The 25,671-nt window shown below is 41.3% G+C and carries 27 protein-coding genes and 1 tRNA gene; 11 read left to right on the top strand and 17 right to left on the bottom strand.

Translation table 11 applies throughout. The features are described from left to right. Positions 1-122 precede the first annotated feature (122 nt). Positions 123-194 (bottom strand) — tRNA-Met (locus F5613_RS03315). A 146-nt stretch (positions 195-340) separates the two neighbouring features. Here F5613_RS03315 and F5613_RS03310 point away from each other — a divergent pair. The 4 genes from F5613_RS03310 to F5613_RS03295 are packed head-to-tail and all read left to right on the top strand — an operon-like array spanning position 341 to position 3,335. Then, complete coding sequence (locus F5613_RS03310) at positions 341-940, top strand: TetR/AcrR family transcriptional regulator (RefSeq protein ID WP_179398672.1); 600 nt, start codon at positions 341-343, stop codon at positions 938-940. Positions 941-945: 5 nt separating this feature from the next. Beyond that, a complete protein-coding gene (locus F5613_RS03305; protein WP_179398671.1) occupies positions 946-1,890 on the top strand; it encodes a 3-oxoacyl-ACP synthase III family protein in 945 nt (314 codons plus the stop codon). A gap of 19 nt (positions 1,891-1,909) precedes the next feature. Then, entirely contained in the window at positions 1,910-2,656 is a 747-nt protein-coding gene (gene fabG / locus F5613_RS03300) for a 3-oxoacyl-[acyl-carrier-protein] reductase (protein ID WP_179398670.1), read from the top strand. Between the two features lies 1 nt (position 2,657). Continuing rightward, the gene (locus tag F5613_RS03295) at positions 2,658-3,335 is read left to right on the top strand and encodes an RluA family pseudouridine synthase (RefSeq protein ID WP_179398669.1); all 678 of its coding nucleotides are present in this window, start codon (positions 2,658-2,660) and stop codon (positions 3,333-3,335) included. Between the two features lie 67 nt (positions 3,336-3,402). Here F5613_RS03295 and F5613_RS03290 read toward each other — a convergent pair whose 3' ends face one another. From F5613_RS03290 to nrfH, 5 genes are read right to left on the bottom strand one after another with little or no spacing between them, the layout of a single operon-like run. Further along, the gene (locus F5613_RS03290; RefSeq protein ID WP_179398668.1) at positions 3,403-4,689 is read right to left on the bottom strand and encodes an alginate export family protein; all 1,287 of its coding nucleotides are present in this window, start codon (positions 4,687-4,689) and stop codon (positions 3,403-3,405) included. 21 nt (positions 4,690-4,710) lie between these two features. Beyond that, a complete protein-coding gene (locus F5613_RS03285) occupies positions 4,711-5,496 on the bottom strand; it encodes a cytochrome c biogenesis protein (RefSeq protein WP_068180712.1) in 786 nt (261 codons plus the stop codon). Then, the gene (locus F5613_RS03280; protein WP_079683477.1) at positions 5,493-6,725 is read right to left on the bottom strand and encodes a cytochrome c biogenesis protein ResB; all 1,233 of its coding nucleotides are present in this window, start codon (positions 6,723-6,725) and stop codon (positions 5,493-5,495) included. The genes F5613_RS03285 and F5613_RS03280 overlap by 4 nt, the downstream gene beginning before the upstream one ends. A gap of 3 nt (positions 6,726-6,728) precedes the next feature. Then, complete coding sequence (gene nrfA, locus F5613_RS03275; protein ID WP_179398667.1) at positions 6,729-8,213, bottom strand: ammonia-forming cytochrome c nitrite reductase; 1,485 nt, start codon at positions 8,211-8,213, stop codon at positions 6,729-6,731. Positions 8,214-8,236: 23 nt separating this feature from the next. Next, positions 8,237-8,833 (bottom strand): cytochrome c nitrite reductase small subunit, encoded by a 597-nt coding sequence (gene nrfH / locus F5613_RS03270; protein ID WP_068180721.1) that lies wholly within the window; start codon positions 8,831-8,833, stop codon positions 8,237-8,239. 177 nt (positions 8,834-9,010) lie between these two features. Here nrfH and F5613_RS03265 point away from each other — a divergent pair, with 177 nt between their 5' ends. The 5 genes from F5613_RS03265 to F5613_RS03245 all read left to right on the top strand — a co-directional run bounded on the left by F5613_RS03265 (position 9,011) and on the right by F5613_RS03245 (position 14,022). Further along, positions 9,011-9,679 carry a Crp/Fnr family transcriptional regulator gene (locus tag F5613_RS03265; protein ID WP_079683479.1) on the top strand — a complete coding sequence of 223 codons (669 nt, stop codon included), beginning with the start codon at positions 9,011-9,013 and terminating at the stop codon, positions 9,677-9,679. A 266-nt stretch (positions 9,680-9,945) separates the two neighbouring features. Next, positions 9,946-11,082, top strand: coding sequence for a hypothetical protein (locus tag F5613_RS03260; RefSeq protein WP_179398666.1), 1,137 nt, complete (start codon positions 9,946-9,948; stop codon positions 11,080-11,082). 11 nt (positions 11,083-11,093) lie between these two features. Beyond that, positions 11,094-12,323 (top strand): quaternary amine ABC transporter ATP-binding protein, encoded by a 1,230-nt coding sequence (locus F5613_RS03255; protein WP_179398665.1) that lies wholly within the window; start codon positions 11,094-11,096, stop codon positions 12,321-12,323. Further along, positions 12,320-13,135, top strand: a complete 816-nt coding sequence (locus F5613_RS03250) for an ABC transporter permease (RefSeq protein ID WP_079683482.1) — start codon at positions 12,320-12,322, stop codon at positions 13,133-13,135. Before F5613_RS03255 ends, F5613_RS03250 begins: the two co-directional genes overlap by 4 nt. Positions 13,136-13,161: 26 nt before the next feature. Continuing rightward, complete coding sequence (locus F5613_RS03245; RefSeq protein ID WP_079683554.1) at positions 13,162-14,022, top strand: glycine betaine ABC transporter substrate-binding protein; 861 nt, start codon at positions 13,162-13,164, stop codon at positions 14,020-14,022. Between the two features lie 4 nt (positions 14,023-14,026). Here F5613_RS03245 and F5613_RS03240 read toward each other — a convergent pair whose 3' ends face one another. The 10 genes from F5613_RS03240 to F5613_RS03195 all read right to left on the bottom strand — a co-directional run bounded on the left by F5613_RS03240 (position 14,027) and on the right by F5613_RS03195 (position 23,449). After that, the gene (locus tag F5613_RS03240) at positions 14,027-14,413 is read right to left on the bottom strand and encodes a hypothetical protein (protein WP_179398664.1); all 387 of its coding nucleotides are present in this window, start codon (positions 14,411-14,413) and stop codon (positions 14,027-14,029) included. 27 nt (positions 14,414-14,440) lie between these two features. Continuing rightward, positions 14,441-15,352 carry a tRNA (adenosine(37)-N6)-dimethylallyltransferase MiaA gene (gene miaA / locus F5613_RS03235; protein ID WP_179398663.1) on the bottom strand — a complete coding sequence of 304 codons (912 nt, stop codon included), beginning with the start codon at positions 15,350-15,352 and terminating at the stop codon, positions 14,441-14,443. Next, the gene (locus tag F5613_RS03230) at positions 15,352-15,912 is read right to left on the bottom strand and encodes an IS1096 element passenger TnpR family protein (RefSeq protein ID WP_079683485.1); all 561 of its coding nucleotides are present in this window, start codon (positions 15,910-15,912) and stop codon (positions 15,352-15,354) included. The genes miaA and F5613_RS03230 overlap by 1 nt, the downstream gene beginning before the upstream one ends. 121 nt (positions 15,913-16,033) lie before the next feature. After that, the gene (gene lpxA, locus F5613_RS03225; RefSeq protein ID WP_179398662.1) at positions 16,034-16,816 is read right to left on the bottom strand and encodes an acyl-ACP--UDP-N-acetylglucosamine O-acyltransferase; all 783 of its coding nucleotides are present in this window, start codon (positions 16,814-16,816) and stop codon (positions 16,034-16,036) included. A gap of 12 nt (positions 16,817-16,828) precedes the next feature. Next, positions 16,829-18,214, bottom strand: a complete 1,386-nt coding sequence (locus tag F5613_RS03220) for a bifunctional UDP-3-O-[3-hydroxymyristoyl] N-acetylglucosamine deacetylase/3-hydroxyacyl-ACP dehydratase (RefSeq protein ID WP_179398661.1) — start codon at positions 18,212-18,214, stop codon at positions 16,829-16,831. A gap of 8 nt (positions 18,215-18,222) precedes the next feature. Beyond that, positions 18,223-19,269, bottom strand: a complete 1,047-nt coding sequence (lpxD, locus tag F5613_RS03215) for a UDP-3-O-(3-hydroxymyristoyl)glucosamine N-acyltransferase (protein ID WP_179398660.1) — start codon at positions 19,267-19,269, stop codon at positions 18,223-18,225. A 107-nt stretch (positions 19,270-19,376) separates the two neighbouring features. Further along, a complete protein-coding gene (gene pyrF / locus F5613_RS03210; protein ID WP_079683488.1) occupies positions 19,377-20,213 on the bottom strand; it encodes an orotidine-5'-phosphate decarboxylase in 837 nt (278 codons plus the stop codon). A gap of 21 nt (positions 20,214-20,234) precedes the next feature. After that, positions 20,235-21,320, bottom strand: a complete 1,086-nt coding sequence (gene prfA / locus F5613_RS03205; protein ID WP_079683489.1) for a peptide chain release factor 1 — start codon at positions 21,318-21,320, stop codon at positions 20,235-20,237. Between the two features lie 9 nt (positions 21,321-21,329). Then, positions 21,330-22,496 carry an AIR synthase related protein gene (locus tag F5613_RS03200; RefSeq protein ID WP_079683490.1) on the bottom strand — a complete coding sequence of 389 codons (1,167 nt, stop codon included), beginning with the start codon at positions 22,494-22,496 and terminating at the stop codon, positions 21,330-21,332. Positions 22,497-22,537: 41 nt separating this feature from the next. After that, positions 22,538-23,449 carry a glucosaminidase domain-containing protein gene (locus F5613_RS03195; protein WP_179398659.1) on the bottom strand — a complete coding sequence of 304 codons (912 nt, stop codon included), beginning with the start codon at positions 23,447-23,449 and terminating at the stop codon, positions 22,538-22,540. A gap of 82 nt (positions 23,450-23,531) precedes the next feature. On the opposite strand from F5613_RS03195, the gene cdd reads away from it, so the two are divergent. Continuing rightward, the gene (gene cdd / locus F5613_RS03190; protein ID WP_079683492.1) at positions 23,532-24,011 is read left to right on the top strand and encodes a cytidine deaminase; all 480 of its coding nucleotides are present in this window, start codon (positions 23,532-23,534) and stop codon (positions 24,009-24,011) included. A gap of 20 nt (positions 24,012-24,031) precedes the next feature. Here the strand turns inward: cdd and F5613_RS03185 are convergent, their stop codons facing one another. Further along, on the bottom strand, positions 24,032-24,358 hold the full coding sequence (locus F5613_RS03185) for a GNAT family N-acetyltransferase (RefSeq protein ID WP_179398658.1): 327 nt from the start codon (positions 24,356-24,358) through the stop codon (positions 24,032-24,034). Positions 24,359-24,523: 165 nt separating this feature from the next. Here F5613_RS03185 and F5613_RS03180 point away from each other — a divergent pair, with 165 nt between their 5' ends. Further along, the gene (locus tag F5613_RS03180) at positions 24,524-25,606 is read left to right on the top strand and encodes an Sb-PDE family phosphodiesterase (RefSeq protein WP_218858858.1); all 1,083 of its coding nucleotides are present in this window, start codon (positions 24,524-24,526) and stop codon (positions 25,604-25,606) included. Positions 25,607-25,671 lie beyond the last annotated feature (65 nt).

Here is a 25,671-nt window from a genome sequence, read left to right as displayed (position 1 = left end):
GTGAAGGATATTTTTGTAAAATAATTAAACTGGTTGTGTTGATTATGGGCGGGGGTGAGCATAGATTTGCTATCAGATACAAAAAAAGGTTCTTCAAATTTATGAAGGACCTTTTTCTATTGTTGCGGAGGCAAGACTCGAACTTACGACCTTTGGGTTATGAGCCCAACGAGCTACCACTGCTCCACTCCGCGATATATGTTTGTTATTTGATAACGAGTGCAAAGGTAGGGAATAATCTTTATAAAACAAATTAATTGCAACTTTTTTTTAATATACTTGGTAGATACAATCTTTTTTGAGTACTTTGCGCACAGTTTCAATCAAAATGTGCAATACGATGCCTATTACAGTTTCAAAAACACGTGACATGTTAGTGGATGTGGCCAGACAATTGTTTGCTCGCTCTGGGGTGGATAATACAACCATGAATGATATTGCACAGGCTTCCCGCAAGGGAAGGCGTACGCTATACACCTATTTTAAGAGCAAAAATGAGATTTATATGGCTGTGGTTGAGTCCGAGTTGGATTCATTGTATAAAACGCTGCTTAGCGTAGCCAGTAAAGATATGCCGGCGGATGAAAAGATTATCACCTTTATTTATACACGCCTGGATGCTATTAAGGCTTTGGTATTCCGTAATGGAACGCTAAAGGCCACATTCTTTCGTGACATCTGGAGAGTGGAGAAGGTCCGGAAGAATTTTGACATCCGTGAAACAGAAATAATTGAAGGAATTCTTAACGAAGGTGTAGCTCAGGGAATTTTTGAGATGCCGGATACACATATTACTGCAGTTGTACTGCATCATGCTTTTAAAGGTCTGGAAGTACCCTATATCAGAGGATTGATGGGCGACAATGTATCACAACGTCTGCAAAGAAAAGACAATGTGATGAATTTGATATTCAACGGAATCAAGATAAAGAAAAATTAGAAAACATGTTTATTAATGCAACAGGGTTTTATGTGCCCGAAGAGAGGGTGGATAATTCATATTTTTATAAGGTTAACGGATTGACAAGTGAGTGGATATTTCAACGTACGGGTATACTAACTAGATCGAAGGCAAAACCTGAAGAGAATGTTACGACCATGGGCCTAGAAGCAATTGAAAATGCTTTGCCAAAATTACCCTATGATATCACGGAAGTCGATCTCATTATATCAGCATCCTATTCTCCCTACGATACAGTGGCAACAGCAGCTCATGTGGCACAGCAGAAATACAACATACAAAATGCGAAAGCATTGTATCTTTCGTCTGCCTGTTCTTCTTTTGTTAATGCCTTGGAAGTGGTGGAAGGATATTTCGCAATGGGAAAAGCAACGAAAGCATTGATTATATCGGGCGATAAAAATTCGGCTTACAGCAATGAGCATGATCCCAAAGCGGGACATCTGTGGGGTGATGCCGCTGCCGCTTTTTTTATTTCTAAAGAGCCTGTTACCGGTAAGGAACCAAAAATTTTGGAAATATATACCGAAGGATTGGGACATATCAGTAACGGACCCGAAGGGGTGATGCTCCGTCCCTACGATGGTGGAATCTCGATGCCCCACGGAAAGGATGTGTTCATTCAAGCCTGTACCTATATGCCTAAAAATGCGCTCTATCTTTTAGATCGGAATGGCTATACGGTGAACGATCTTACCTATTTTATAGGACATCAGGCCAATATGCGTATCATGTCTAATATAGCGCGTCAGCTGGAGATTCCGGAAGAGAAAATCCTTTCAAATATCGAAGAGTTGGGAAATACCGGTTCGGTAAGCTCTGCATTGGTGTTTGCTCAAAATGATTCAATTTATAAAGAAGGAGATCTGATTGTGCTTACTGTTTTTGGTGGAGGTTATTCTGCCGGTTCTTGTTTGATAAAGTGTTAAACATATAAATATAAATGTTATGAAATTATTGGAAGGAAAAGTAGCTATCGTAACTGGGGCTGCCCGTGGTATCGGTAAGGCGATTGCATTAAAGTTTGCAGCAGAAGGAGCTTCCGTTGCTTTTACAGATTTGGCTATTGACGACAATGCTCTGGCAACAGAAAAAGAGATAGCAGCTATGGGCGTTAAAGTGAAGGCTTATGCTTCTAACGCTGCCAATTATGAAGATACGCACAATGTGGTTGACCAGATTGTTAAAGATTTCGGACGTGTAGATGTGTTGGTTAACAATGCCGGTATTACTCGTGATGGTTTGATGATGCGTATGACAGAGCAACAATGGGATATGGTTATTAACGTAAACCTGAAGTCGGCTTTCAACTTTGTACATGCCATCACTCCTGTAATGATGAAACAAAAAAGTGGCAGCATTATTAATATGAGCTCTGTCGTGGGTGTTTCCGGAAATGCCGGACAGTGTAATTATTCGGCCTCTAAAGCCGGTATGATCGGTTTGGCCAAGAGTATTGCCAAAGAGGTAGGTTCTCGTGGAATCCGTGCCAATTGTATCGCTCCGGGATTTATCATTACAGAGATGACCGCTGTACTTACCGAAGAGGTAAAGGCCGAATGGGCAAAGAATATTCCGCTTCGTCGTGGCGGTACTCCGGAAGATGTGGCTAAAGTTGCTACCTTCCTGGCATCCGACTTATCTTCTTACGTAAGTGGTCAGGTGATCCATGTTTGTGGTGGAATGAATATGTAATATGGAAGTTATCTACGAAGATAATCATCTGATTGCTGTAAATAAGACCTGCAGGGAAATTGTTCAAGGCGATAAAACCGGTGATACTCCACTCTCGGAGATATTAAAGGCTTGGTTGAAGGAGAAGTATGCCAAACCGGGAAATGTCTTTGTTGGTGTGGCACATCGTCTGGATCGTCCGGTTTCGGGATTGGTATTGTTTGCCAAGACCAGTAAGGCGCTTGCCCGTTTAAACGAGATGTTTCGTACCGGGGATATTAAAAAGACCTATTGGGCCATTGTGAAAAATAGTCCCCCTACAGAAGAGAGTACGTTGGAACACTGGTTGGTAAGGAACGAAAAGCAAAACAAAAGCTATGCTTATACGGAAGAAAAGCCCAATTCCAAAAAGGCTATCTTACATTATAAGCTGCTCGCACGATCGGATAATTACTACTTGCTGGAAGTCGACCTTAAAACAGGCAGACATCATCAGATACGGTGTCAGCTGGCTAAAATGGGTTGTCCTATTAAAGGCGATTTAAAGTACGGATCTGAACGTTCCAATAAGGATGGCGGGATTAGTCTTCATGCACGCAAAGCCCAATTTATTCATCCGGTCTCCAAAGAGCCGGTAGAAATAGTGGCATCGGTTCCGGATGACTCTCTGTGGAAAGGAATAACAGCTTCGTTGATTTAATAAATAACGGGTATCTATAAATAGTAGATACCCGTTTTTGTTTGCTATTATGTGTTTGTTACTGTTTTTACCATTTGGATATGAATACCCTGGGGTTTACATTCAGAGATACCCATCCCCAGTCCTGCCATGAATCCTGACTGCCTCCTTTATACATCTCCATGGTAGCTGTTCCGAAATAAACCGAGTATCCTCCCGATAATTTTACATCTTTACGTATTTGCCAATCGATGGCTAAATCAAGTTCGCTGCCCAGACTTTTGCCCAGATCGCTGGTAAGCCACCTGTCTTTAGGGTCTGTTGTTGACGAAAATAGGTGATAGTTTGCCTGAAGCACCACATCTTTAGAGGCTTTGAATGAAACTCCCAGCTGGTTGTCCCATAGTCCCGGAGCCATACCGGAAAGAAATCCGGATGCATAGTAATAATCCATTGCCCCGTAAAATTTGTGATGAGTTCCGTAAAGCGGATTGAATGCTTTGTAAGTCCCCTCCGCTGGGTGGTTGTCGCCGCTAAGCCAATCGCTGCCCACGGTAAGTTTCCATGTATCGTTGAGTTTGTAGTCGGCTTTTAAAGCCCACATCCAGGCTTCAACCTTTTGTTTTTGTGCATTTTTCCCGGTCTGAAAATAAAATGTACCGTAAAGGTTCCAGTCGGATGTTACAAAATTAAGATTGGTACCCATCGTCTGCATATATTTAACATCTACAGGTGAAGAGCTTGCGCTACCCGGTACCAGCCCCAGATTAAGGAACAGGGCCGATATATTGAACTTTTTGCCAATTTGTTCCTTGTACCAAAGTCCCTGCATGGTTTTATAGGGTTGAGCATCGGTATAACTATAGTCCATTCCGGCGTATGGTTCTATTTTCTGATTATAGGCGAGAAGCAGGTGTGCAGAACGTATTTTGTTTTCGTATCCTACTTTAAGTGCATCGTGCCATCTGCCGGAAGTGTTCCAGTCCAATGTGCCTAAGATCCGGTCGTCGTCGTAAGAAAGCTGTTGCCTACCCGCTTTAACGAAAAATCCGTTGCCGAAAGGTAGCTGCAACCAAGCTTCGTTTAGCATGAACCGTCCCTCTTTTTCAATTTGCGGGTCTTGGCCCCATACGCCAACATGCTGGCCGGAAAGCTTCATGATTAGGTCGCTCCGCTTATATTCCATGGAAAGGCGAGCCCGGGTGTTGACAAAAAAAACGGCACCGTCTCCGGCATCACGGGGGAATAAGGTCCCGTTCCGGTATTCAGTCCGCGGGCGTATCTGTGTACTGATACTGAATTCTTCCTGTGCATGCAAAGCTGTGCCTGTAACTAACAGAGCACATACAACAAAGAGTTTGACCGGTGTTTTCATTTTGTGCGTCATTTAATTGTTTCACATGTTATATACATGAATGCTGTTTCCTTGCGCTGCAGGCAGGTAATTGATGCCAAACCAACACATTTGAAGCAGTAAAAAGGCAAAAATAAGTATTATCAGTGCCGGTGTATTTCGCGAGGCATGGTGACTTCGGTAATGTATGTAGATAAGGTATCCCAACCAGGTAGCGGCAGCCCATGTCTCTTTAGGATCCCAGCTCCAATAATGTCCCCATGCTTCCTTGGCCCAGATTGCTCCAAACAACATCCCGATGGTAAGAAAAGCTTCGCCAACGTACACCAGATTATCACACATTTCCATCGAAGTAGAGTCTACTGTTTTCTGTTTCCAAAGCAGATAAACAGCTACAACAAAGGCTGCTCCCAGTACAGCGTAGGCAAACATATAGACAATAACGTGTGGTGCAAACCAGGGGCTTTGTAGTGCCGGCATAAGAGTTTTGTTATGTATCTCCGGTTTAAGTAGATTTATAAAGCAAAAAACAATAGCCATCAGGGTACTAAAAGAAAGTATCCAGCGATACCTCCATCTCACAAAGGTGATTACCCCCACAACTGGCAGAAAGAAGGAATACCATAAACGGGTTTCTCCCATCGTACGTAATGGCGGACGCTCCAGGGAAATCCACATTCCCAAAATAAAAAGAAAGAAAAGGAGAATACCTCCGCAGGTAAGCAACACAGGCAACTTCCAACCTTTTTGCATCAATGCAGCAACAGCCCCGGCAATCCAGCACAGGGAGGAGGCAATCACAAACCAGACAAAATCATCCCAACTCATATATTCTTTTTCCCAATTTTAGCAAACGCAAACAGATATACCGCCCCGAGCAGCATCATTGTTATCCCTGTATAAACAACCGGCAACCACGGATCGCGCACCAGTTCGAAAGTACTTGTCCTGCTCCACTTACCCATAGTTTCGTCGTAGCTTAATTGATATATTTTCCATCCGTTCACCTTGATCGGTTTATTTACTTCGATCGTGGCCGGAATGCTTTTCCCATCTTCAGTGAAGATGGTGACTTCCGAAACATATCGTTTAGGTTCCAGGGGTGGCATTACCAGACTGTGTTGATTATCTAATTCAAGAGCCTGATGTGGAAACATAAAGCTTCCGTAGCTGATCCATCCTTCTTTTACAATACCTGTTTTTATCTGTTTTGCCTTTACGTAGACCGCAGTTGTAGCTCCTTCGTTCTGGAAGGGCACATACTTTCCCTGAACCCAGGCAGCCATAGGTAAATATTGTGTCCCTGAAAGTTGCCAGTCCATCAACCTTCCCTGAAGTGAATCATTCTCCATGGCGAGCATGGATGGATTGCCGCTTGGAAGTGTCATGCCTGTCGTATTATCTATAACCATCACTTTGGGAGGATATTCTTCGATGGAGAATTTCTCCAGCTGAATAGCCAGCGGAAGTTCGGTAATATTGCCTTTGCTATCGGTAGCCCGCCACTCCGGAGTACCCGTTTGAGTAACCATATGTAATCTTTGCAGATCGCCGCTACCCAGGATCGCACCCCATAAGGCTATGGATAAACCGGCATGGTTTAACAAAAAACCGATATTTCCTGTCTTGTATTTTAGCGTTTTACGCAGGGTAGTAAGCAACAACACCGTGAGCATATAAAGAAATATGAGTACAAACGACCAAGAGTTTGTTAGCTGTCTGAATCCTAAATTCGTGAGAAAATCCTTTTCTTCAACTGTAGCTCCTTGTGGAGTCTGGGCGGTAACTCCCATAATGAGCACCATGACCAGGAACGCTACAATAGATGTAATGCTGGCTTCCATACCCGAAAGCCATCGGATAGCGGCGCTTTTCTTTTTGTTCAAATGCAATACGATCATACAAACCATATAAAATATTCCAAACAATAGATTGATTGGATATTGAAACAGGTTTGCATTAACGGGACCGGTAGTAAACTGAAGGGCTGTACCGGTTATGAACAGTCCGGAACAAATTACAGCACCTTCAGCGTATCCCCAAGGTTGTTTCCACATAGATTAATTTTTTACAATAAGTCGGTTATTTGCTTTGGCTTTCTTAAGCCATTCGGGTACGATGGTTTTCATGAATTCATCTTTTTGTTTTCTCTCAGTAGCCATATCCAATCCAATGTAAGCTTGTGCTTTCTCTTTCGTGGATATGTCTGGCATGGGTACATCACCGCTAAATCCTAACGAGGCCAGGACTTTTGCTGTGGATAGACGGGCTTGCATTGCGTTATCTAAACCGTGACCAAGAATGCGTTGGAATTCCTGCGGAGCATGGAAAGACCCTCCGTGAGAGGCTACAGCAAAGTCCCAACGCCATTGTGCGGCACGCAGGGCCTTCATGACGGGTTTCATTTGCGTTTCACTCGCTCCCTTTTCCCATGCAAATTTGGCTTCTATGTGAGCGGTAGCTAATTCAGTCTCCAGTCGGTTTCGTATCTCGTTTGCTTTGCGCTGACGATCGTATACGTTGTTACGCAATGTTTCTTCAGATTCCCGGTGACAAACCTGACAGGTGCGGTCGATCATCGCCAACGGACTTTGAATATGATGATCGCTGAATTTAACGCCTCCTTCACTCATATACGGCATATGACAGTCGGCACACGCCACCCCACGCTGAGCATGGATGCCCATTTGTGATAATTCATAATCAGGATGCTGCGCTTTAAGCATCGGAGCTTTACTAAGCGCGTGTGTGTAATCGGCATAATCGCTTTCATCGTAGTATGCTTCCATCGTTTCTACAGTCATCCCTTTATCCCATGGGAAAGTAAGGTATTTGCCGTCGCCTTTGAAAAAATATTCAACGTGGCATTGTGCACATACCAACGAACGCATCTCCTGTAACGAAGCCTTTTTGATATCCTTGCCTTGTCTTTCGAATGCTTCAATTAGTCCGGGTCTGCTTATCTGCAGATTCATATTCTCAGGCTCATGGCAATCGGCACATCCGATCGGATTTACGATTTCACTACCCAGGGCACCCCATTTGGTTTTATAAAAATTCTCCACGCCCAGAGATTGCATCATCCGGGGAACATCAGGACTCTTGCAAGTCCAGCAGGTTGCAGGTTGCGGACCGTCAGTATCAGATACCGGTGCTCCGGTACGAAGGGTATGTATAATATCTTCTACTGCATGCATATGGCCACGAGGAGTGGAGTAGTCCTTTGCAAAGGCATAGCCAGCCCATAGAATTACCATGTCGGGACGCTGGGCAAGCACATCTACCATCTGATTTCCGTTAAACTCACTTTGAAAGCTTGTATCGGCTGTTTGTAGCCAGGTGTTGTACTCCCTGGGATAGTTGTCGGCAAACAGTTCATTTCTCGATTCAATACCTTTTATTTCGGTTTTCTTGTTATTGAAAATAGTTACTATCTCGGCTCGTCGTTCATTGATGGATGCAGCCAGCATACCCAATACAAATACTACGATCATGCTTCCTGCAAACAGGAGCCAGCCTTGCCATGCTTTAATTTTCTTTTCCATAATTGTGAAAGTATTATCAGGTTTTATTTTTTATCATTAAGTATTTTCTTCAGCCAGTCCGGGGTATCCGATTTAGGATAGGGTACAAGAGCATTGGGTGTGGATGATAAGCTGTTGGTTCCTCCGTGAGGAATATCCCTGTGACAATCCCAGCAGGCTTTACCTTCGCCGGCTTTGGCCATTTCATAATTCATTCGCCCGGTTTTTACCAATTCGGTGTTAAGTTGAGTATGACAACGAATGCAGTTTTCCATAATAACATTGGCACTTTCATCTATTGCCTGAATTACCTGAGCCTCTCCTCTGATGGCAAAAATGGAAGCATGACGCATTCCGTCCTTGCCTTTAAAGTAGTATTTGCGGAATACATTGTCCTGGGGAACATGACAATCGTTGCATGTGGCATTTCTTCCATGCGAGCTGTGGTTCCATGTGGCATAAAAAGGTGCCATGATGTGGCAGTTAACACAGGTGGCCGGTTCGTCAGACAGATAGCTGGCTGCCCTTGAAGCATACACTGTGTAGAATCCTAATCCGAAAAGAACACCCAACATTATTATGGCGGTTAATTTCCATCGTCTGTTTGGGAGAATCTGATTGATGAGAGTGGCTATCTTCATACGTCATTCTCTTTAGTTGAGGTTACACTTGGTGTAAAGGTGCAACTTGTTAATCAATTAATTTGTAATAAATATTACAAAAGTCAAAGAATCTGTTGTTTGAGTGAAAAAAATAATCTATATTTGACCGAGTAGACAGTACTTACAGAGTGATTTGTTACCTTATTTTCTGATCTTATGGATATAAACGAACTTTTTACAATCCCCCTTTTTGACTCCATACCTCCAGAAAAGCGTGAAGTTTTTCTGTCCGGACTGGATTATACGGTTTCTTTTCTTGAAAAAGGAGAGCTGGTAGCGCGTTCGGGCGATTTGTGTAAGCATTTATATCTTTTGATGAAAGGAAAAGTTAAAACAGAAATGGTTGATGGTTCCGGTGCCGTGCTTCGGATTGAGACGATATATGCTCATCGCCCTTTGGCTCCTGCTTTTCTTTTTGCTGAGAACAATCGTTTTCCTGTAACAGTTACGGTGTTGGAAGATGCAGAAATAGTATTAATTAGCCGTGATTCGGTATTAACTGCTCTGCTGCAATACGAATCCTTTCTTAAAAAGTTTCTGTTATTGAATGCCGAATGCATGAAATGTCTGACAGATAAATTACATTTGCTAGCGTGTAAAACGATTCGAAGCCGACTTATCTTTTACCTGCTTGATCAGGCTAAAAACGGTACTTCATCTTTTGTTATGAAAGAGACTCAACAGGAGTTGGCCGACTATTTCGGGGTTACCCGTCCGGCTCTTGCCAAAGTGCTTTACGAACTGATGGAAGAGGGGTTGATCCGACAAGAAAAGAGACAGATTTTTATTACAGATAAACAGACATTACGCCGTGAAATAATGTAAGTGTCTGAATAAATATTAGTTAGGTTTTTGGTTGTCTCGACTTTTTTCCTTATATTTGCATTATCATAATAAAAAGCAGGTTTTTTTGTTAGTAAGAATTGCATTTTTGGTTTGTTCCGAATCTAATTTCTTGATACTTCATAAGCCTTTTTTTCGCTTTATCTCAGTACCTGCTTTTATCACATTTTATTAATCTGCCGGAAGCTGAACTTTGATTGTTCAGTATGGAATTCGTATGGCTTCGTCCGGCCTAAAACAACTACTTTATGAGATATAAAGAGCTAGTATTATTATTTCTTTTAGCAACTTCAATTGCTGTAAATGCACAATCAGAACAAGAGATTCCCAAAGTAACTGTGGGAGGAGCTTTGCGATTTAACTACAACTATTCCGATTGGAAGGAGGGGAGTAAGGACAGAGGCGGTGATTTTGGGTTTGATGTTTTCAGAATTGATGTGGATGCAGCTTATAAAAAGATTATACTTGATGCAGAATACCGCTTTTATTCGAAGAGTTCGGGAGGTGGTATGCTGAAATCCGGATGGTTAGGATATGCATTTACACCACAAGACGAGATTCAAATTGGATTAACCCGCGTTCCTTTTGGTATAACTCCCTATAATTCGAATAGTTATTTTTTTCAGATTAATTACTATGTCGGATTGGAAGATGACTCGGATATGGGGATCAAATATACTCATAAAGATACTAAATGGGAGTACTCGCTTGCCTTCTTTAAGAATGCGGAGGAGTTGGATTTTGGATCTGCATCTCCTGTGTCGGACAGCCGGTATGCATATGATGTAGCAGGCAGTAACAAGGAAAATAATCAGTTGAACGGTCAGCTTTACTTTTCCTTTGGAGATCAATATCTCAAGCATCGATTGGGGGTGTCTGCAATGGTAGGTGGTTTATATAATATTGAGACCGGCCGTAACGGAAATCACAATGCTTTCGCAATTCACTATGAATTAAATATAAAACGTTGGGATCTGAAACTACAGTTGGCTTCGTACGATAAGAATCCGGAAAACAAGGAAGGTGATTCAAGAGATGTGGTGACGATGACCGCTTACGGGGCTCCCTATTCAGTTGCTGCAAAAGCAAATTTATATACAGCCGGCCTCGCCTATACGCTTCCTGTCGATCTGGGACCTATTTCGAGCTTAAAGTTCTACAACGATTTTGGTTGGATGGACAAGAGAGTAAAACAATTTAAGGACAGTTTTCAAAATGTAGCAGGATGCATGATTACTGCAGGTGGTGTATATGCCTATGTTGATTATGCTTTGGGAAAAAATCATGCTTGGCTAGGACCGGAATGGACGAATGCGTTTGCCTATGGAGGCGATAGCAACTCGTGGCACGGAAGAGCAAATATAAACCTGGGGTATTACTTTTAATAAAGATTACAATGAATAATAAAATAGAAATAAAAAATCTTTCCATCATTTTTGGTCACGATAAATCAAAAGCTCGTAAGCTGATAATGGAAGGAAAGAATAAATCGGAGATTTTAAAGTCAACCGGATGTACGGTAGCCGTACGTAATGCAAACCTGGAGATTAGAGAAGGAGAAGTATTTGTTGTTATGGGATTATCCGGTAGTGGAAAATCTACATTGCTACGATGTATCAATCGGTTGAATGAACCCACTCTGGGAGAGGTTTACATAAATGGCGAAAATATTACCAGAAAATCCGATAAGGAGTTACAACAACTGCGTCGTTCGGAGTTGGCGATGGTTTTTCAGCATTTTGGTTTGTTGCCGCATCGTACAGTATTAAGTAATATAGCTTTTGGGCTGGAGTTGCAAGGTGTACCTAAAGTAGAACGTGAGAAAAAAGCATTACGTACTGTTGGACTGGTAGGACTGAAGGGTTACGAGAATCAACGGGTAAACGAATTGTCCGGAGGAATGCAACAGCGCGTTGGTTTGGCCAGGGCTTTAGCAAACGATGCATCAGTGTTATTGATGGATGAGGCTTTTTCGGCACTGGATCCTCTTATTAGGGAACAGATGCAGGATGAATTACTTCAACTACAAGCATCCATGCAAAAGACCATTGTATTTATCACCCATGATTTGCATGAGGCAATCAAATTGGGTGACCGAATTGCAATTATGAAAGATGGGGAAGTGGTTCAGGTGGGCACTCCTGAAGAAATTCTTACAGAACCGGCAAACGATTATGTAGAACGTTTTGTAGAGAATGTAGGCAGGGGACGTATCATTACCGCATCTTCCATTATGAAAACGAAACCTGTGGTGGCCCGCCTTAAAAAAGAGGGGCCGGAGGCTATTATCCGTAAAATGCGAGAAAAGAATTTATTTGTTTTACCGGTTGTGGGTACTGATGGTCAGTTTCTGGGTGAGGTGTCTTTAAAAGATGTAGTGAATTTGAGAAAACAGGGAATTAAAGAGATTGATTCGGTGGTGACGAGTGAAGTGCCTTCGGTGCTGGAGTCAACAACGGTTGAGGATATGCTGACCTTATTGCCAAAGATTAAACAAGTCATTCCTGTGGTAAGTGATTCCAACAAATTGTTGGGTGTGGTATCGCCTTCGTCTATTATTATTGAAATGACAGGGAAAGATCAAAAAGAGATTAATCAGATTATTCAAAATGCAATTGATTTATGATTCAGATAGGAAAATATATAGAGATAGCCATCCAATGGCTTACGGAAAATTTTGCTCCGTTCTTTGATGCTGTAAATTCGGGGATTGGTGGAGGTATTGATGTTTTTAACCAGGCTTTACTTTGGATACCTTTTTATCTTTTTATTATTCTTTTTACCGTATTGGCCTGGTTTAAAGCTGGAAAAGGAACTGCAATTCTTACTTTTTTTGGACTGTTCCTGATTTATGGGATGGGATTCTGGACGGAAACAATGCAAACCTTGGCCTTGGTTTTGTCGTCTACCTCAATTGCTTTGATCTTAGGTGTGCCATTGGGTATTCTTACGGCTCGTAATCCTAAAATTTCAAAAGTGATGCGACCTGTTTTGGATTTAATGCAAACAATGCCTGCCTTTGTTTATCTGATTCCGGCAGTTCTCTTTTTTGGTCTCGGTCCGGTGCCGGGAGCTTTTGCAACTATTATTTTTGCTATGCCTCCCGTTGTGCGCCTCACAGATCTGGGAGTTCGTCAGGTCCCGAAAGATATTGTGGAGGCAGCCCGATCTTACGGAGCTTCTCCGTCGCAGTTGTTATTGAAGGTTCAATTGCCGCTGGCATTACCCACCATTATGACAGGTGTAAATCAGACAATTATGATGTCGCTCTCCATGGTTGTGATTGCTGCAATGATTTCTGCGGGAGGACTTGGCGAGATTGTTCTCAAAGGAATAACTCAGATGAAGATAGGATTAGGCTTTGAAGGAGGAATCGCCGTAGTGATTCTTGCTATTGTGCTGGATCGGATCACTCAAGGGTTGGCAAAGAATAAATGATAGAATTTAATTTAAAATATATGTGTATGAAACGTTTTTTGATTGTTGTAGCGCTAAGCGTTATTCTTGGTTTGTTAATGTTAGCTGCCGGTTGCTCTGGCGGAGGAAATAAGAATGGGAAAAAGATATCCATCGCCTATGCAAATTGGGCTGAGGGTATAGCAATGACTCATTTGGCTAAAGTTGCTTTGGAAGAGAAAGGATACGAAGTGTCTTTGAAGAATGCGGATGTAGCTCCCATTTTTGCTTCTGTAGCAACAGGAAAGGCTGATGTGTTTATGGATGCCTGGATGCCCGTTACTCACGCAGATTACATGAATCAGTATGGGGATAAGTTGGAAGTGTTAGGAGAGGCCTTCTCTAATGCCCGCATAGGGCTGGTGGTGCCTTCATATGTAACAGTTGATAGTTTGGATGAACTGAAGGATGTTAAAGAAAAATTTGATGGGAATATTGTGGGAATCGATGCCGGAGCCGGAATTATGTCGGCTACGGAAAAGGTAATTGATGCTTATCAGCTGGATATGAAACTTCAATCTTCAAGCGGACCTGCGATGACTGCCTTGCTTAAAAAATCGGTAGAAGATAAGACGTGGATTGTTGTAACAGGCTGGACGCCGCATTGGATGTTCTCACGTTTTGATCTGAAATTTTTAAAAGACCCTAAAGGAATATTTGGCGATGCCGAGCGTATTGATATTGTTGCTACCAAAGGCTTTGCAGAGAAAGATCCCTTAGCCGCCGGATTCTTCAGGAAATTTAAGCTTACTAACGAACAGATGAGCGATTTGATGGGATATCTTGCAAACGACACAGTATCTGAAGCTGAAGGAGCAAAGATGTGGAAAGATAAAAACCAAGAGTTGGTTGAAGGATGGTTTGAATGATGTTTTACCGTTTAAGCAGTCTTTCAATGCTATGAATGACTGCTAAAATGAGAAAAATACCTACTAACCAGTAGTGTACGGTCATGTTTGTAAAAGATACACCAAATAGAACCAGTACAAAATTATTAAGCATCACAACAAAAGATATAAAGGTCAGCGTCGTAATGACGTTGACTTTTTTTGTAGCAATCATCTCTTTGATGTTGGCTTTGTTTTGTGAAATGTGAATAAATATCATATGAAAAAAAAGTAAGAAGGAGAACTTTTGCACCCTACCTCCTTCATCCAACCATGTGGAAGTCAGATAAACAAGCAAAAATAAGACAATGGAAACAAGGATTATTTGTTTACGCAAAGTTTTCTTCTTGGGTTGATTCTGTCCGGTTGTCATTCTCACTTATTTTTATATTTATAATTGTTATAATTCAGGACGATTTAGTTGTTCGTCCAGGAAAGTTAATATGCCTTCTATGTTGTCCGGATGAAACCAGTTGATTTCTTTATCACGCTTAAACCAAGTCATCTGCTTTCTGGCATACACACGGCTATTACGTTTTATTTTCTCAATTGCAAAATCCAAAGGCCATTCACCGTCAAGGTAATTAAACATCTCCTTATATCCAACAGTATTAAGTGAATTGAGATGTTTGTAAGGATATACATGCCGGGCTTCTTCCAGTAGTCCATCGCGCATCATCTGATCAACCCGGGCATTGATACGGTCGCAGAGTTCTTCCCGATCGCGGGTCAGTCCGATTTTTATAATGCGAAAAGGACGTGTTTTTTTTGTATTTGTACGTAGTTCAGAATAGGGTCTTCCTGTCATTAAACATATTTCAAGGGCGTGGATCACTCGTTTGTAATTGTTGAGATCCACCTCGTTGTAATGTTGAGGATCCAGTCGCTTTAAGTCTTCCCGAATCGGATCCAATCCTTCAACTTCAAAACGCTTCATCAGGTTAGTCCGGATCTCCTGACTAACAGTTGGAAGTTCGTCGATACCATTGCAAACAGCATCAATGTACATCATGGAGCCTCCGGTCATTACAACATTGGATGTAGACTGGAAAAGATTCTCCAGGCATAACAGAACCTCTTCTTCAAACTGACTGGCATTGTAATAATCGGTGAGAGAAAGTGTGCCGACAAAATAATGTTTAATACGGGCGAGCTGTTCGGCTGTGGGAGCTGCCGTTCCTATTACAAGTTCTTTGTACAACTGACGGGAATCTGCCGAAATAATAGGACTGCCTACATGTGATGCCACACGTAGGCTAAGTTCCGTCTTACCAACTCCGGTCGGCCCCAGTAAAACAATAAGCGTATTCATCAAAAGCGCTCATCGTCAAACGGATTTTCCATCGGACCTTCTAGTCCGTCGAAGCCTTCTTTATCTAACTCGTCGATGTCGAATTCTGAATCTCCGTAGAAATCTTCTCCTAAATCCTGTGTTCCACCTGCTTTAGGTGTAAAATCATCAAAAGACATAATCTGTACCGGAGGATTACCAAGAGATATCGAGCATTCCGGTTTGTCCATATCTTTTCCCGGGATAATTTCCCTTAACTCCATGAAGAAGGCTCTTTCGGTCATATAATCGAATACGTAGAGGAGTTTCTGATGTTCGTCTTCGAGTAACTCTTCTAAGCGTGTATCTTCCATTATATAGTTGTCTTCTTCCGAAGCTGTATCCATTTCAACCAGCGTAATTTCTGTTTTTTTGCTCCAGTCGTCTTCACAAATAAAGAATGAACACATCTGATCTTTTGTGTATCCGACAGAATCCAGAATGGCATTGTGCAAATCAAGAAAAGTCGCTTCCGAATCTATCTTAATTTCACGTTTGAAGTCATCAACTTCGTCTGACAGGATAAGAAATCTGAATAACATAATTGTAGTTGTTTTTTGTTGGTTCAAAAGTAGTAAAAAATATTAAATCCCTCTATATATGACATAAAAAAAGCTGCCTCCCATAGGGAGACAGCTTTCGTTTTTTATATAACTGCTCCGGTTAATCCATTGAACCTCTAACAATTCCTCTACTCGAAGATTTTATGAATCCTAGAATTAAATCACGCTCAATGCTCGGTTCATATTCGCTTTCAATGCAATTGATAGCATCACTGTTGTTCAACCCACGGGTATATAATGTACGGTATATATCCTGAATCAGAAACACCTGATCGTTTGTGTATCCACGACGGCGAAGACCAACAATATTAATACCACAATAGGCGATAGGATCCCTGCCTATCAGTGTATAAGGAGGGATATCTTTTCCAACGCGAGATCCACCCTGAATCATAACATGTTTAGAAATACGGGTAAACTGGTGTACCAATGTACCTCCGCTCACAATAGCAAAATCGTCTATCTCTACCTCTCCGGCTATCTGGGTTGCATTACCGATAATAATATGATCTTTTAGAATACAGTCGTGCGCCACGTGCGCATATGCCATGATGAGGCAGTCGTTCCCAACAACAGTCTTACCTTTAGCTTTGGTTCCCCTGTTAATTGTTACGCATTCGCGTATAGTTGTATTGTTGCCAATCTCAGCCGTAGTAATTTCACCGGCAAATTTAAGGTCTTGGGGAATACCCGAAATGACTGCTCCTGGAAATATTTTGCAATTTGAACCGATGCGAGCTCCGTCCAAAATAACTGCATGTGAGAAGATATGACAGTTATCCCTGATTACAACATCTTTCTCAATCACTGCAAACGGATCTATTGTAACGTTCTCTCCAATCTTTGCTTCAGGATGAACACTAGCTAATGGGTGTTGATTCATTATCTTCGTAATTTATTTATTCTTAATGATTTGTGCCATAAATTCGGCTTCACAAACTACCTTTTCGTCTACAAATGCCAATCCTTTCATTAAAGCGCATCCGCGTCTGATCTCTGACATAAACTCGAGTCGGAAAATCAGAGTATCGCCAGGTACAACCTTTTGACGGAATTTTACGTTATCTATTTTAAGAAAATAAGTGGAGTAGCGATGAGGTTCCTCTACGGAATTAAGTACTAACAGACCACCGGTCTGCGCCATTGCTTCAATCTGTAATACGCCTGGCATAACTGGCTCTTCGGGGAAGTGACCTTGGAAGAATGGTTCGTTTACGGAAACATTTTTAACGCCGACAATATGATTGGAGCCAATCTCTATGATTTTGTCAACCATAAGGAATGGATAACGGTGTGGCAGCAGTTGCTTAATACGGTTGATATCCATAATGGGAGTGCAACCAGGCTTGTAGACAGGAGCTTGTACCTCGTTCAGCTTAATATCTTTGCGAATCATACGAGCCAATTGGTTGTTGATCTTATGACCCGGACGAGTGGCAATGATGTGACCTTTTATTGGCTTACCAATCAGCGCCAGGTCTCCCATGATGTCAAGTATTTTGTGACGGGCAGGCTCATTATCAAATACCAATGGTTTGTTATTTACATAACCAAGTTCATCGATGTGCTTGTGTGGAATTCCAACAGCATCAGCCAGTTTGTCTAATGAATCCTGTGTCGTTTTTTGATCATATATAACAATTGCATTGTCCAGATCGCCGCCTTTAATCAGGTTGTTTTGAAGTAATGCTTCAACTTCGCGAACAAATACAAACGTACGAGCTGCAGCAAGTTCGGTCGGAAACTCACGTATGTCGTTCATCGTTGCAAACTGATTCGGCAATACAGGTGAATCGAATGAAATAAGGGCGTTGATGCTGAACTTATCATCCGGAAGAATAATCAGAGACGAACCTGTAGCTTCGTCCTTCACCTCAATCTTGTGTTTTACAATGTAATAATCCTTAGGAGCGTTTTGTTCACAAACACCCACTCGCATAATTTCTTCCGTATAGAAGCGAGAGCTTCCGTCAAGGATAGGGAATTCTGGAGCATCCACTTCAATAAGGCAGTTGTCAATTTCGAAAGCATATAAAGCAGCCATAGCATGCTCAATAGTGCTAACCTGAACGCCATTTTTAGATATAACAGTACCTCTCTGTGTTCCGGCTACGTTTTCTGCCAAAGCATCTAGAGTAGGCTGAGCTTCCAGATCAACACGTTTAATTTTATAGCCGTGATTTTCCGGAGCAGGATTAAAAGTAATGTTGATATCCAATCCGGTATGCAAACCTTTACCTTGCAAAGAAAAACTTTGCTGAAGCGTTTTTTGTTTCTGCATAAGAATATTTATTTATTTGTAATTTCTTTTTTTAATTGTTCAATTTCACGCTGCATTTGGCCAATTGTGCGGTATAATTCCGGTAGTTTTGGAAAAATAACAGACGAACGCATGAAATCTTTGACAGGGAAGGCTGGAGAACCTAAATAGGTTTCACCTTCTTTGATTCCGGTGCCCAGCGTACCCGCCTGAGCTCCAAAGTTAACTTTATCAGGAATAGTGATATGACCAGCAATGCCAACCTGACCGCCAAACATACAATGTTTTCCTACCTTAGCCGATCCTGCAATACCAACCTGAGCAGCCATGACAGTATTTTCGCCAATTTCAACATTGTGCGCAATCTGAACGAGATTATCCAGCTTCACACCACGACGGATAATGGTTGAATCCATCACTGCACGGTCAATGGTAGTATTTGCTCCGATCTCAACATCGTCTTCTAATATAACATTTCCCAATTGAGGAATTTTATTGTATTTTTCTCCTTCGGGAGCGAACCCAAAACCATCGGCTCCGATTACTGATCCTGCATGTAGAATACATCGGCTTCCTACTATACATCCTTCATAAATGGTTACATGTGGATAAACGATTGTATTATCTCCAATTTTTACACCATCGCCAACATAAGCATAAGGATAAATTTTGCTATTGTTTCCGATAACAACATTTTCACCAATATAAGCAAAGTTTCCAATATAGCAGTCAGATCCAACTATTGCCGTAGCTGAAATACATGCAGAAGAGTCTACGCCAATTTTCTTTGGTTTGGCCTGTTCTACCATGTTTAATAACATCGCTAGTGCTGCATAGGCATTTGAAACTTTTATCAACGTTGCTCTTACAGGTTCCGATGGAGTGAAATCATTGTTTACCAAAACAATGCTTGCTTCAGTCGAATAGATATGATGTTCGTATTTAGGATTTGCTAAAAACGTCAATGTGCCCGGTTTTCCGGCTTCAATTTTAGAAAAATTATTAACCTTAACCTCCGGGTCTCCCGATACGGTTCCATTAAGAAAGCTCGCGATTTGTTGGGCTGTAAACTCCATTTTATATATGTTTGCGATTTTAAACCGTTGCAGATTCACCTCTGTCTCCAGAGGTAAAGCCGACAAAATTATAAAAATATTTTAAAGTACCTATTTTTTAGTTGCTATTAAGCCTTTATAATGCCTTTTTCGAGAAGGTAGATAGCCATTTCTTCCTGCACTTCACGTGCAGCAACTGCCGCGACTTCTGCAAATGCCGGAGTATTGTCAGCGTAAATGATTGCGCGTGATGAATTTACTAACAATCCGCATTGGTCGTTCATGCCGTATTGGGCAACTTCTTTAAGACTTCCACCCTGAGCGCCAACCCCGGGAACCAGTAAAAAATGGTTCGGTGCATGCTTTCTGATTTCCAAAAACATTTTACCTTGCGTGGCTCCTACTACATACATCATTTGTTCGTCTGAAGCCCACTCCTGCGACTTTTTAAGCACTTTTTCAAACAAGCGCACACCATTTACATCTTCAGTAAACTGAAAATCTTGTGAACCTTTATTGGAAGTAAGTGCAAGCAGAATAACCCAACTTTCCGGGTAGATTAAAAAAGGCTTCACACTGTCTTCACCCATGTAAGGAGCTACTGTTACAGCATCCACCTTCATATAGTCGAAAAACGAACGAGCATACATTTCCGATGTATTTCCAATATCTCCTCGTTTTGCATCTGCAATAATAAATTGGTCAGGGTAATTCGCTTTCAGGTAAGCAACTGTTTTCTCGAAAGCCATTAATCCCGGAACACCCAGACTTTCATAAAAAGCCAGGTTCGGTTTATAAGCAACACAATACGGAGCTGTTGAGTCAATTATCGCTTTATTGAACGCGAAAATGGGATCCTCTTCTGTCAGCAAATGCTGCGGGATTTTCTTTATATCCGTATCTAAACCCACGCAAAGGAAAGACTTCTTTTTCTGAATATTTTCAAATAGCTGTTGTTTGTTCATCCTTTTTAATTCTATTATCTTTTATAACTGGGCTTCTTTCAGTCGTTCGGCATTCTCTGCCACAATCAGCTGATCGATGATGGTTTGAATCTCACCGTCCATGATGGACGAAAGATTGTACAATGTAAGATTAATACGATGATCGGTAACTCGCCCTTGCGGGTAATTATAAGTCCTGATCTTCGCAGAGCGGTCGCCCGAAGAAACCATTGTTTTTCGTTTCGAAGCAATCTCATCAATATATTTCTGATATTCCATATTATAGATACGGCTTCTTAATTCGATTAATGCTTTCGCCTTATTCTTAAGCTGCGATTTTTGGTCCTGGCATTGAACGGTAATTCCCGTAGGAATGTGTACCAATCGAATGGCCGAATAGGTTGTATTTACCGATTGACCGCCGGCACCTGAAGAGCAAAACGTATCAACGCGGATATCCGATTCCTTTACCTCTACATCGAACTCATCGGCTTCAGGAAGTACAGCTACTGTTGCAGCCGAAGTATGTACGCGACCCTGGGTTTCAGTTTGCGGTACACGTTGAACACGGTGCACTCCCGATTCGTATTTCAGAATCCCATAAACCCCTTCACCTGTTACATTAAACACAATCTCTTTGTATCCTCCGTTGGTACCTTCACTGTAATCACTTACAGAAACTTTCCATCCTTTCCCTTCGCAGTATTTAACATACATACGATACAGATCTCCTGCAAAAATAGCCGCTTCATCACCACCTGTACCTCCACGTATTTCAACAATGGCATTCTTGTCGTCCTGCGGATCGGCAGGAACAAGAAGAAGTTTAATCTCCTCTTCCAAAACCGGAATACGGGTTGTACAGATTTCCAGTTCTTCTTTAGCGATTTCCTTCATTTCAGGATCCTGTTCATTTTCAAGTATCTCTTTGGCTTCTTCAATCCCATCCTTCATCTTTATATATTCAGAACGGGCAGCCACAATCTTTTCAAGATCGTGATACTCTTTATTTAATTTTACAAACCGTTTCATATCGGCAATCACTGCCGGGTCGGTTATCAACGTACCAACCTCTTCGAAACGACTGACAAGTCCATCTAACCTTTCTAATAAGTTACTTTCGGCCATCGGTTCTATTTAGTATACAAAGCGACCTTTCTCGCTTTCGATAATCAATTCATTTTTGGAAGCTTCTTCAACGAAACCTACTACACGGGCTTCAATTCCGAAAGAATTAGCCACAGCAATAACCTCATCAGCATGTTCTGGAGCTATATAAACCTCCATACGGTGCCCCATATTAAATACTTTATACATTTCGCTCCAGTCCGTTTTACTCTGTTCCTGAATAATCCGGAACAATGGAGGAACAGGAAATAAGTTATTTTTTGTAATGCGTTTATTTTCTACAAAGTGCATAACTTTAGTTTGCGCACCTCCGGAACAATGAACCATGCCGTGGATAGCCGGGCGTAATTTGTCAAGCAATACTTTTATAACAGGAGCATATGTACGGGTAGGAGAGAGCACTAGCTTGCCTGCATCAATACCCAATTCTTCTATCATGTCTGTAAGTTTCAATCCACCTGAATATACAAGCTCTTCAGGTACCGCAGCATCGTAACTTTCGGGATATTTAGCTGCAAGATATTTTGCAAATACATCGTGACGAGCTGAAGTCAGTCCGTTACTTCCGGTTCCTCCGTTGTACTCTTTTTCGTAAGTTGCTTGTCCGAATGAGGCCATCCCTACAATAACATCACCACCCTGGATGTGGCTATTGTCTATAACTTCATCACGTTTCATTCGACAGGTTACTGTACTGTCCACAATGATGGTGCGTACCAGATCGCCTACATCGGCAGTCTCGCCACCTGTGGCATAGCAACCTACACCCATTTCACGTAATTCCGCCAGCAATTCATCCGTGCCGTTTATAATGGCAGAGATCACTTCTCCCGGTATAAGTAATTTGTTCCGACCAATAGTTGATGAAATCAGTATATTGTCAACAGCACCCACACAAAGCAGGTCGTCGATATTCATAATCAACGCATCTTGTGCTATTCCTTTCCATACGGACAGATCGCCTGTTTCTTTCCAGTACATGTATGCTAACGAAGATTTGGTACCCGCACCATCAGCATGCATGATGTTGCAATAGGCCGGATCGCCACCTAGAATATCTGGAATTATTTTGCAAAATGCTTTCGGGAATATACCCTTGTCAATGTTCTTTATTGCATTATGAACATCTTCTTTAGAGGCAGATACACCTCTTAGGTTATAACGTTGATCACTCATTGTAGATAAATTTGGCTGCAAAGATACAATTATTTATACACTTACCGAAGTTTTAGCACATCTCCTTCTTCAGGTACGTACTCCATTTCCTTCTTGTTTAATTTGTACAAACTTTTCAGACGGATACCATATTGCTGAGAAATACTATGCATTGACTCGCCAACCTGTACTACATGATCGTAATATGGTTTGTCGGCTTTTTTCTTCTTTTTTTCAAGATATACAAGATCACCGGCTTGTAAAGGAAATCCTTCCGGAACCTCGTTGTATTTTCTAAGTTCTTTTTCTTTAAATCCAAGATTTTGAGCAATTGATTCGAATGAATCTCCTGCACGTGCAATCACATAAATCAGACCATGTGTTTTGTAAATTGTCATTTTTTCCACAGGGAATTGTTCCTTTGAAGTGACCTTGGATGTACGACTGCCTTTATGAGTATCGTATCGATAAAGTTCGTAATCCTCGATTACCTTGATTAATTTATTGGCATATGCCTTATCTGTAGCGTAGCCACATTGTTGTAATCCTTTGGCCCATCCTTTATAGTCGGTGATATCCAGATCGAAAAGCACGGCATAACGTGGCCTGAAAGCCAGAAATTTGGAATGATCGGTGTAGGAATCTTCCACCTGGTCGTATTTACGAAAGCACTCTCCACGTAAATCGTCGTCGTGATATACTCTGCCTCCACGCCAGTCCGAATGACATTTGATTCCAAAGTGGTTGTTGGACTGACGGGCAAGAGAGCTTTGACCTGCTCCCGACTCCAGCAATCCTTGGGAGAGGGTGATGCTAGCTGGTATTTTATATTTTTTCTGATGCTCAATAGCTAGATTACTGTATTTGCTGATATATGCCTCGTATGACGAATTTTTACGCTGAGCATAACTCTGTACAGAGCCAATACCAATAAAAATAAGTAGAAGGGGAAGGATACGTACGAATAATCTCATAATATGCCAATCTATATTTCCGGACAAAGATATAATTTTATAAAAACAATTTAGTACATTTGCTTGAGTAAATGTACAAGTTATGAGAAAAGACCGGATAGAAACAACAATAACCATCTGTTCGCTTCACGAATTGTCTCCAAGGGAACGTCTCCTTTGCGAGGCTGCTTACGAGGTCGCAAAAAATGCATATGCTCCTTATTCTCAGTTTAATGTAGGAGCTGCTGTTTTACTTGCAAACGGACAGATTATAACAGGCAGCAATCAGGAAAATGCCGCTTATCCATCAGGATTATGTGCCGAACGTGTGGCACTTTTTTATGCATCATCACACTATCCGGGCATTCCAGTTGAAGTGTTGGCTGTAACAGCAGTAACAGCAGGTAAGCAAGTGGAGCGTATTTCACCCTGTGGCGGATGCCGGCAGGTAATGAAAGAGGTGGAGAATCGGTATAAACAGCCTGTGAGGCTTTTATTATGCGGAAGAGAAGAGATTCTTTGCCTTGAATCGGCAGAAGATTTACTGCCTCTTTCCTTCGGTGAAAGTGATTTGTTACTTTAAAAGGGAGCAACCTTCGTGAACTATAAAATGATTTCCCAGTAAGCTACGTCGATCCATTGATTAAACTTACGACCAGTTTGTTTGAAATGAGCCACCTTTTCAAAACCAAAACGTTCATGCAATCGAGCACTAGCTTCGTTTGGTTGAGCAACTCCGGCTATGATGGCGTGCAGCGAACCTTTATCTAATTTTTTAAACAAAGCTTCGTATATCCGCTTTTCCATTTCATCTGTTGCTACGGCTGATGTTTCAAATGTTACGGTCGTATTTAGTACATAGTGGTTGTAAATCTGGCAAATTGAATTGGCATCGCTGACTACAGCATTTCGGATAGTATATTTGTCCATAATCTTTTCTTTAAGTTTTATATTAGAATTATATTCTCGCAAAAATATAAACTTTAGCAACATAGCTTCTGATAATTAATTATTTTCTTTTATATTATTTGTACCGATTTGTAAATTATTCCCTATTTTTGTTGCATTGATAACCTTATTTAATACCTGATTAAGATGAAAAAATTACTTTCCTTTCTTTTTTTACTTGGATTAACCTTCAATTTATCTGCTCAGATAAGAACAGATCTTCGTCTGCCGGAACTAAACGGATACAAAGTTTTGAAATGTGATTTTCATATTCACACAGTTTTTTCTGATGGATTGGTTTGGCCTACGGTACGTGTCGATGAAGCTTACCGGGAAGGGCTCGATGTGATTGCTATCTCAGACCACATAGAATATCGTCCGCATAAAGATGATATCAAGGCCTCATTTAACCGCTCTTATGATATCGCTGAAAAATATGCAAAAGGTAAAGGTGTTACAGTTATTAAGGGAAGTGAAATAACTCGTTCCATGCCTCCGGGTCACTCTAATGCATTATTCCTTTCCAACTGTGATTCTCTCGATACTCCAAACTATATGGATGCGTTTAGGGCTGCCAAGAAACAAAAAGCCTTTATATTTTGGAATCATCCGGGATGGGATGCACAGCAGCCGGATACAACATTATGGTGGAAAGAACACTCTGAATTATTTGATGGAGGTTACATGCATGGTATAGAGGTGGTGAATGGAAATGACTATTCTCCGGAAGCGCATCAATGGTGTTTGGATAAGAAGCTTACGATGCTTGGAAATACAGATATTCATGCTCCGATTCAGGCAGATTATGATTTTGCGAAAGGAGAGCACCGACCAATGACGTTGGTATTTGTGCGGGATAATTCAGTTCAAGGAATCAGAGAAGCATTGGAAAACAGACGAACTGTTGTTTATTTCCAAGACAAGATCGTAGGTGAAGAGGACTATGTTAAAGAGTTATTTGAAAACTCTATTGAGATATTGAGTGTAGACAAGAGCGAAAAGAATGTACGTATTGTCTTAAGAAATAAAACCGACCTGCCATTTAAATTAAAGAAAACAGCTCATGATATAAATCTTGTTTATTTTCGTGAATATGAAATTAAACCTCATGGAACACATGCAATAAATATAAAATTAAATAACGGGGTTAAAAGTGGTAATATAAATTTTGAAGTAACCAATTTACTTGTAAAACCAAACATCGGAATGCAATATAGCTATCCGTTGTAAACCGAAAGCTCTCCGGCTTTTCTCGTTTTTGTTATTTTTTTCGAGGCCATAAATTGTTGTCAGCA

It is taken from the genome of Macellibacteroides fermentans (genome assembly GCF_013409575.1).
GTDB classification, from domain to species: Bacteria; Bacteroidota; Bacteroidia; order Bacteroidales; family Tannerellaceae; genus Macellibacteroides; species Macellibacteroides fermentans.
This window is presented reverse-complemented; position numbering and strand designations above follow the sequence as displayed.

What these genes read in the sequence shown, in the direction of transcription:
- F5613_RS03310 (WP_179398672.1), top strand. Translation starts at nt 341, where the DNA reads ATGCCTATTACAGTTTCAAAAACACGTGACATGTTAGTGGATGTGGCC.
- F5613_RS03305 (WP_179398671.1), top strand. Translation starts at nt 946, where the DNA reads ATGTTTATTAATGCAACAGGGTTTTATGTGCCCGAAGAGAGGGTGGAT.
- fabG (WP_179398670.1), top strand. Translation starts at nt 1,910, where the DNA reads ATGAAATTATTGGAAGGAAAAGTAGCTATCGTAACTGGGGCTGCCCGT.
- F5613_RS03295 (WP_179398669.1), top strand. Translation starts at nt 2,658, where the DNA reads ATGGAAGTTATCTACGAAGATAATCATCTGATTGCTGTAAATAAGACC.
- F5613_RS03290 (WP_179398668.1), bottom strand. Translation starts at nt 4,689, where the DNA reads ATGAAAACACCGGTCAAACTCTTTGTTGTATGTGCTCTGTTAGTTACA.
- F5613_RS03285 (WP_068180712.1), bottom strand. Translation starts at nt 5,496, where the DNA reads ATGAGTTGGGATGATTTTGTCTGGTTTGTGATTGCCTCCTCCCTGTGC.
- F5613_RS03280 (WP_079683477.1), bottom strand. Translation starts at nt 6,725, where the DNA reads ATGTGGAAACAACCTTGGGGATACGCTGAAGGTGCTGTAATTTGTTCC.
- nrfA (WP_179398667.1), bottom strand. Translation starts at nt 8,213, where the DNA reads ATGGAAAAGAAAATTAAAGCATGGCAAGGCTGGCTCCTGTTTGCAGGA.
- nrfH (WP_068180721.1), bottom strand. Translation starts at nt 8,833, where the DNA reads ATGAAGATAGCCACTCTCATCAATCAGATTCTCCCAAACAGACGATGG.
- F5613_RS03265 (WP_079683479.1), top strand. Translation starts at nt 9,011, where the DNA reads ATGGATATAAACGAACTTTTTACAATCCCCCTTTTTGACTCCATACCT.
- F5613_RS03260 (WP_179398666.1), top strand. Translation starts at nt 9,946, where the DNA reads ATGAGATATAAAGAGCTAGTATTATTATTTCTTTTAGCAACTTCAATT.
- F5613_RS03255 (WP_179398665.1), top strand. Translation starts at nt 11,094, where the DNA reads ATGAATAATAAAATAGAAATAAAAAATCTTTCCATCATTTTTGGTCAC.
- F5613_RS03250 (WP_079683482.1), top strand. Translation starts at nt 12,320, where the DNA reads ATGATTCAGATAGGAAAATATATAGAGATAGCCATCCAATGGCTTACG.
- F5613_RS03245 (WP_079683554.1), top strand. Translation starts at nt 13,162, where the DNA reads ATGAAACGTTTTTTGATTGTTGTAGCGCTAAGCGTTATTCTTGGTTTG.
- F5613_RS03240 (WP_179398664.1), bottom strand. Translation starts at nt 14,413, where the DNA reads ATGACAACCGGACAGAATCAACCCAAGAAGAAAACTTTGCGTAAACAA.
- miaA (WP_179398663.1), bottom strand. Translation starts at nt 15,352, where the DNA reads ATGAATACGCTTATTGTTTTACTGGGGCCGACCGGAGTTGGTAAGACG.
- F5613_RS03230 (WP_079683485.1), bottom strand. Translation starts at nt 15,912, where the DNA reads ATGTTATTCAGATTTCTTATCCTGTCAGACGAAGTTGATGACTTCAAA.
- lpxA (WP_179398662.1), bottom strand. Translation starts at nt 16,816, where the DNA reads ATGAATCAACACCCATTAGCTAGTGTTCATCCTGAAGCAAAGATTGGA.
- F5613_RS03220 (WP_179398661.1), bottom strand. Translation starts at nt 18,214, where the DNA reads ATGCAGAAACAAAAAACGCTTCAGCAAAGTTTTTCTTTGCAAGGTAAA.
- lpxD (WP_179398660.1), bottom strand. Translation starts at nt 19,269, where the DNA reads ATGGAGTTTACAGCCCAACAAATCGCGAGCTTTCTTAATGGAACCGTA.
- pyrF (WP_079683488.1), bottom strand. Translation starts at nt 20,213, where the DNA reads ATGAACAAACAACAGCTATTTGAAAATATTCAGAAAAAGAAGTCTTTC.
- prfA (WP_079683489.1), bottom strand. Translation starts at nt 21,320, where the DNA reads ATGGCCGAAAGTAACTTATTAGAAAGGTTAGATGGACTTGTCAGTCGT.
- F5613_RS03200 (WP_079683490.1), bottom strand. Translation starts at nt 22,496, where the DNA reads ATGAGTGATCAACGTTATAACCTAAGAGGTGTATCTGCCTCTAAAGAA.
- F5613_RS03195 (WP_179398659.1), bottom strand. Translation starts at nt 23,449, where the DNA reads ATGAGATTATTCGTACGTATCCTTCCCCTTCTACTTATTTTTATTGGT.
- cdd (WP_079683492.1), top strand. Translation starts at nt 23,532, where the DNA reads ATGAGAAAAGACCGGATAGAAACAACAATAACCATCTGTTCGCTTCAC.
- F5613_RS03185 (WP_179398658.1), bottom strand. Translation starts at nt 24,358, where the DNA reads ATGGACAAATATACTATCCGAAATGCTGTAGTCAGCGATGCCAATTCA.
- F5613_RS03180 (WP_218858858.1), top strand. Translation starts at nt 24,524, where the DNA reads ATGAAAAAATTACTTTCCTTTCTTTTTTTACTTGGATTAACCTTCAAT.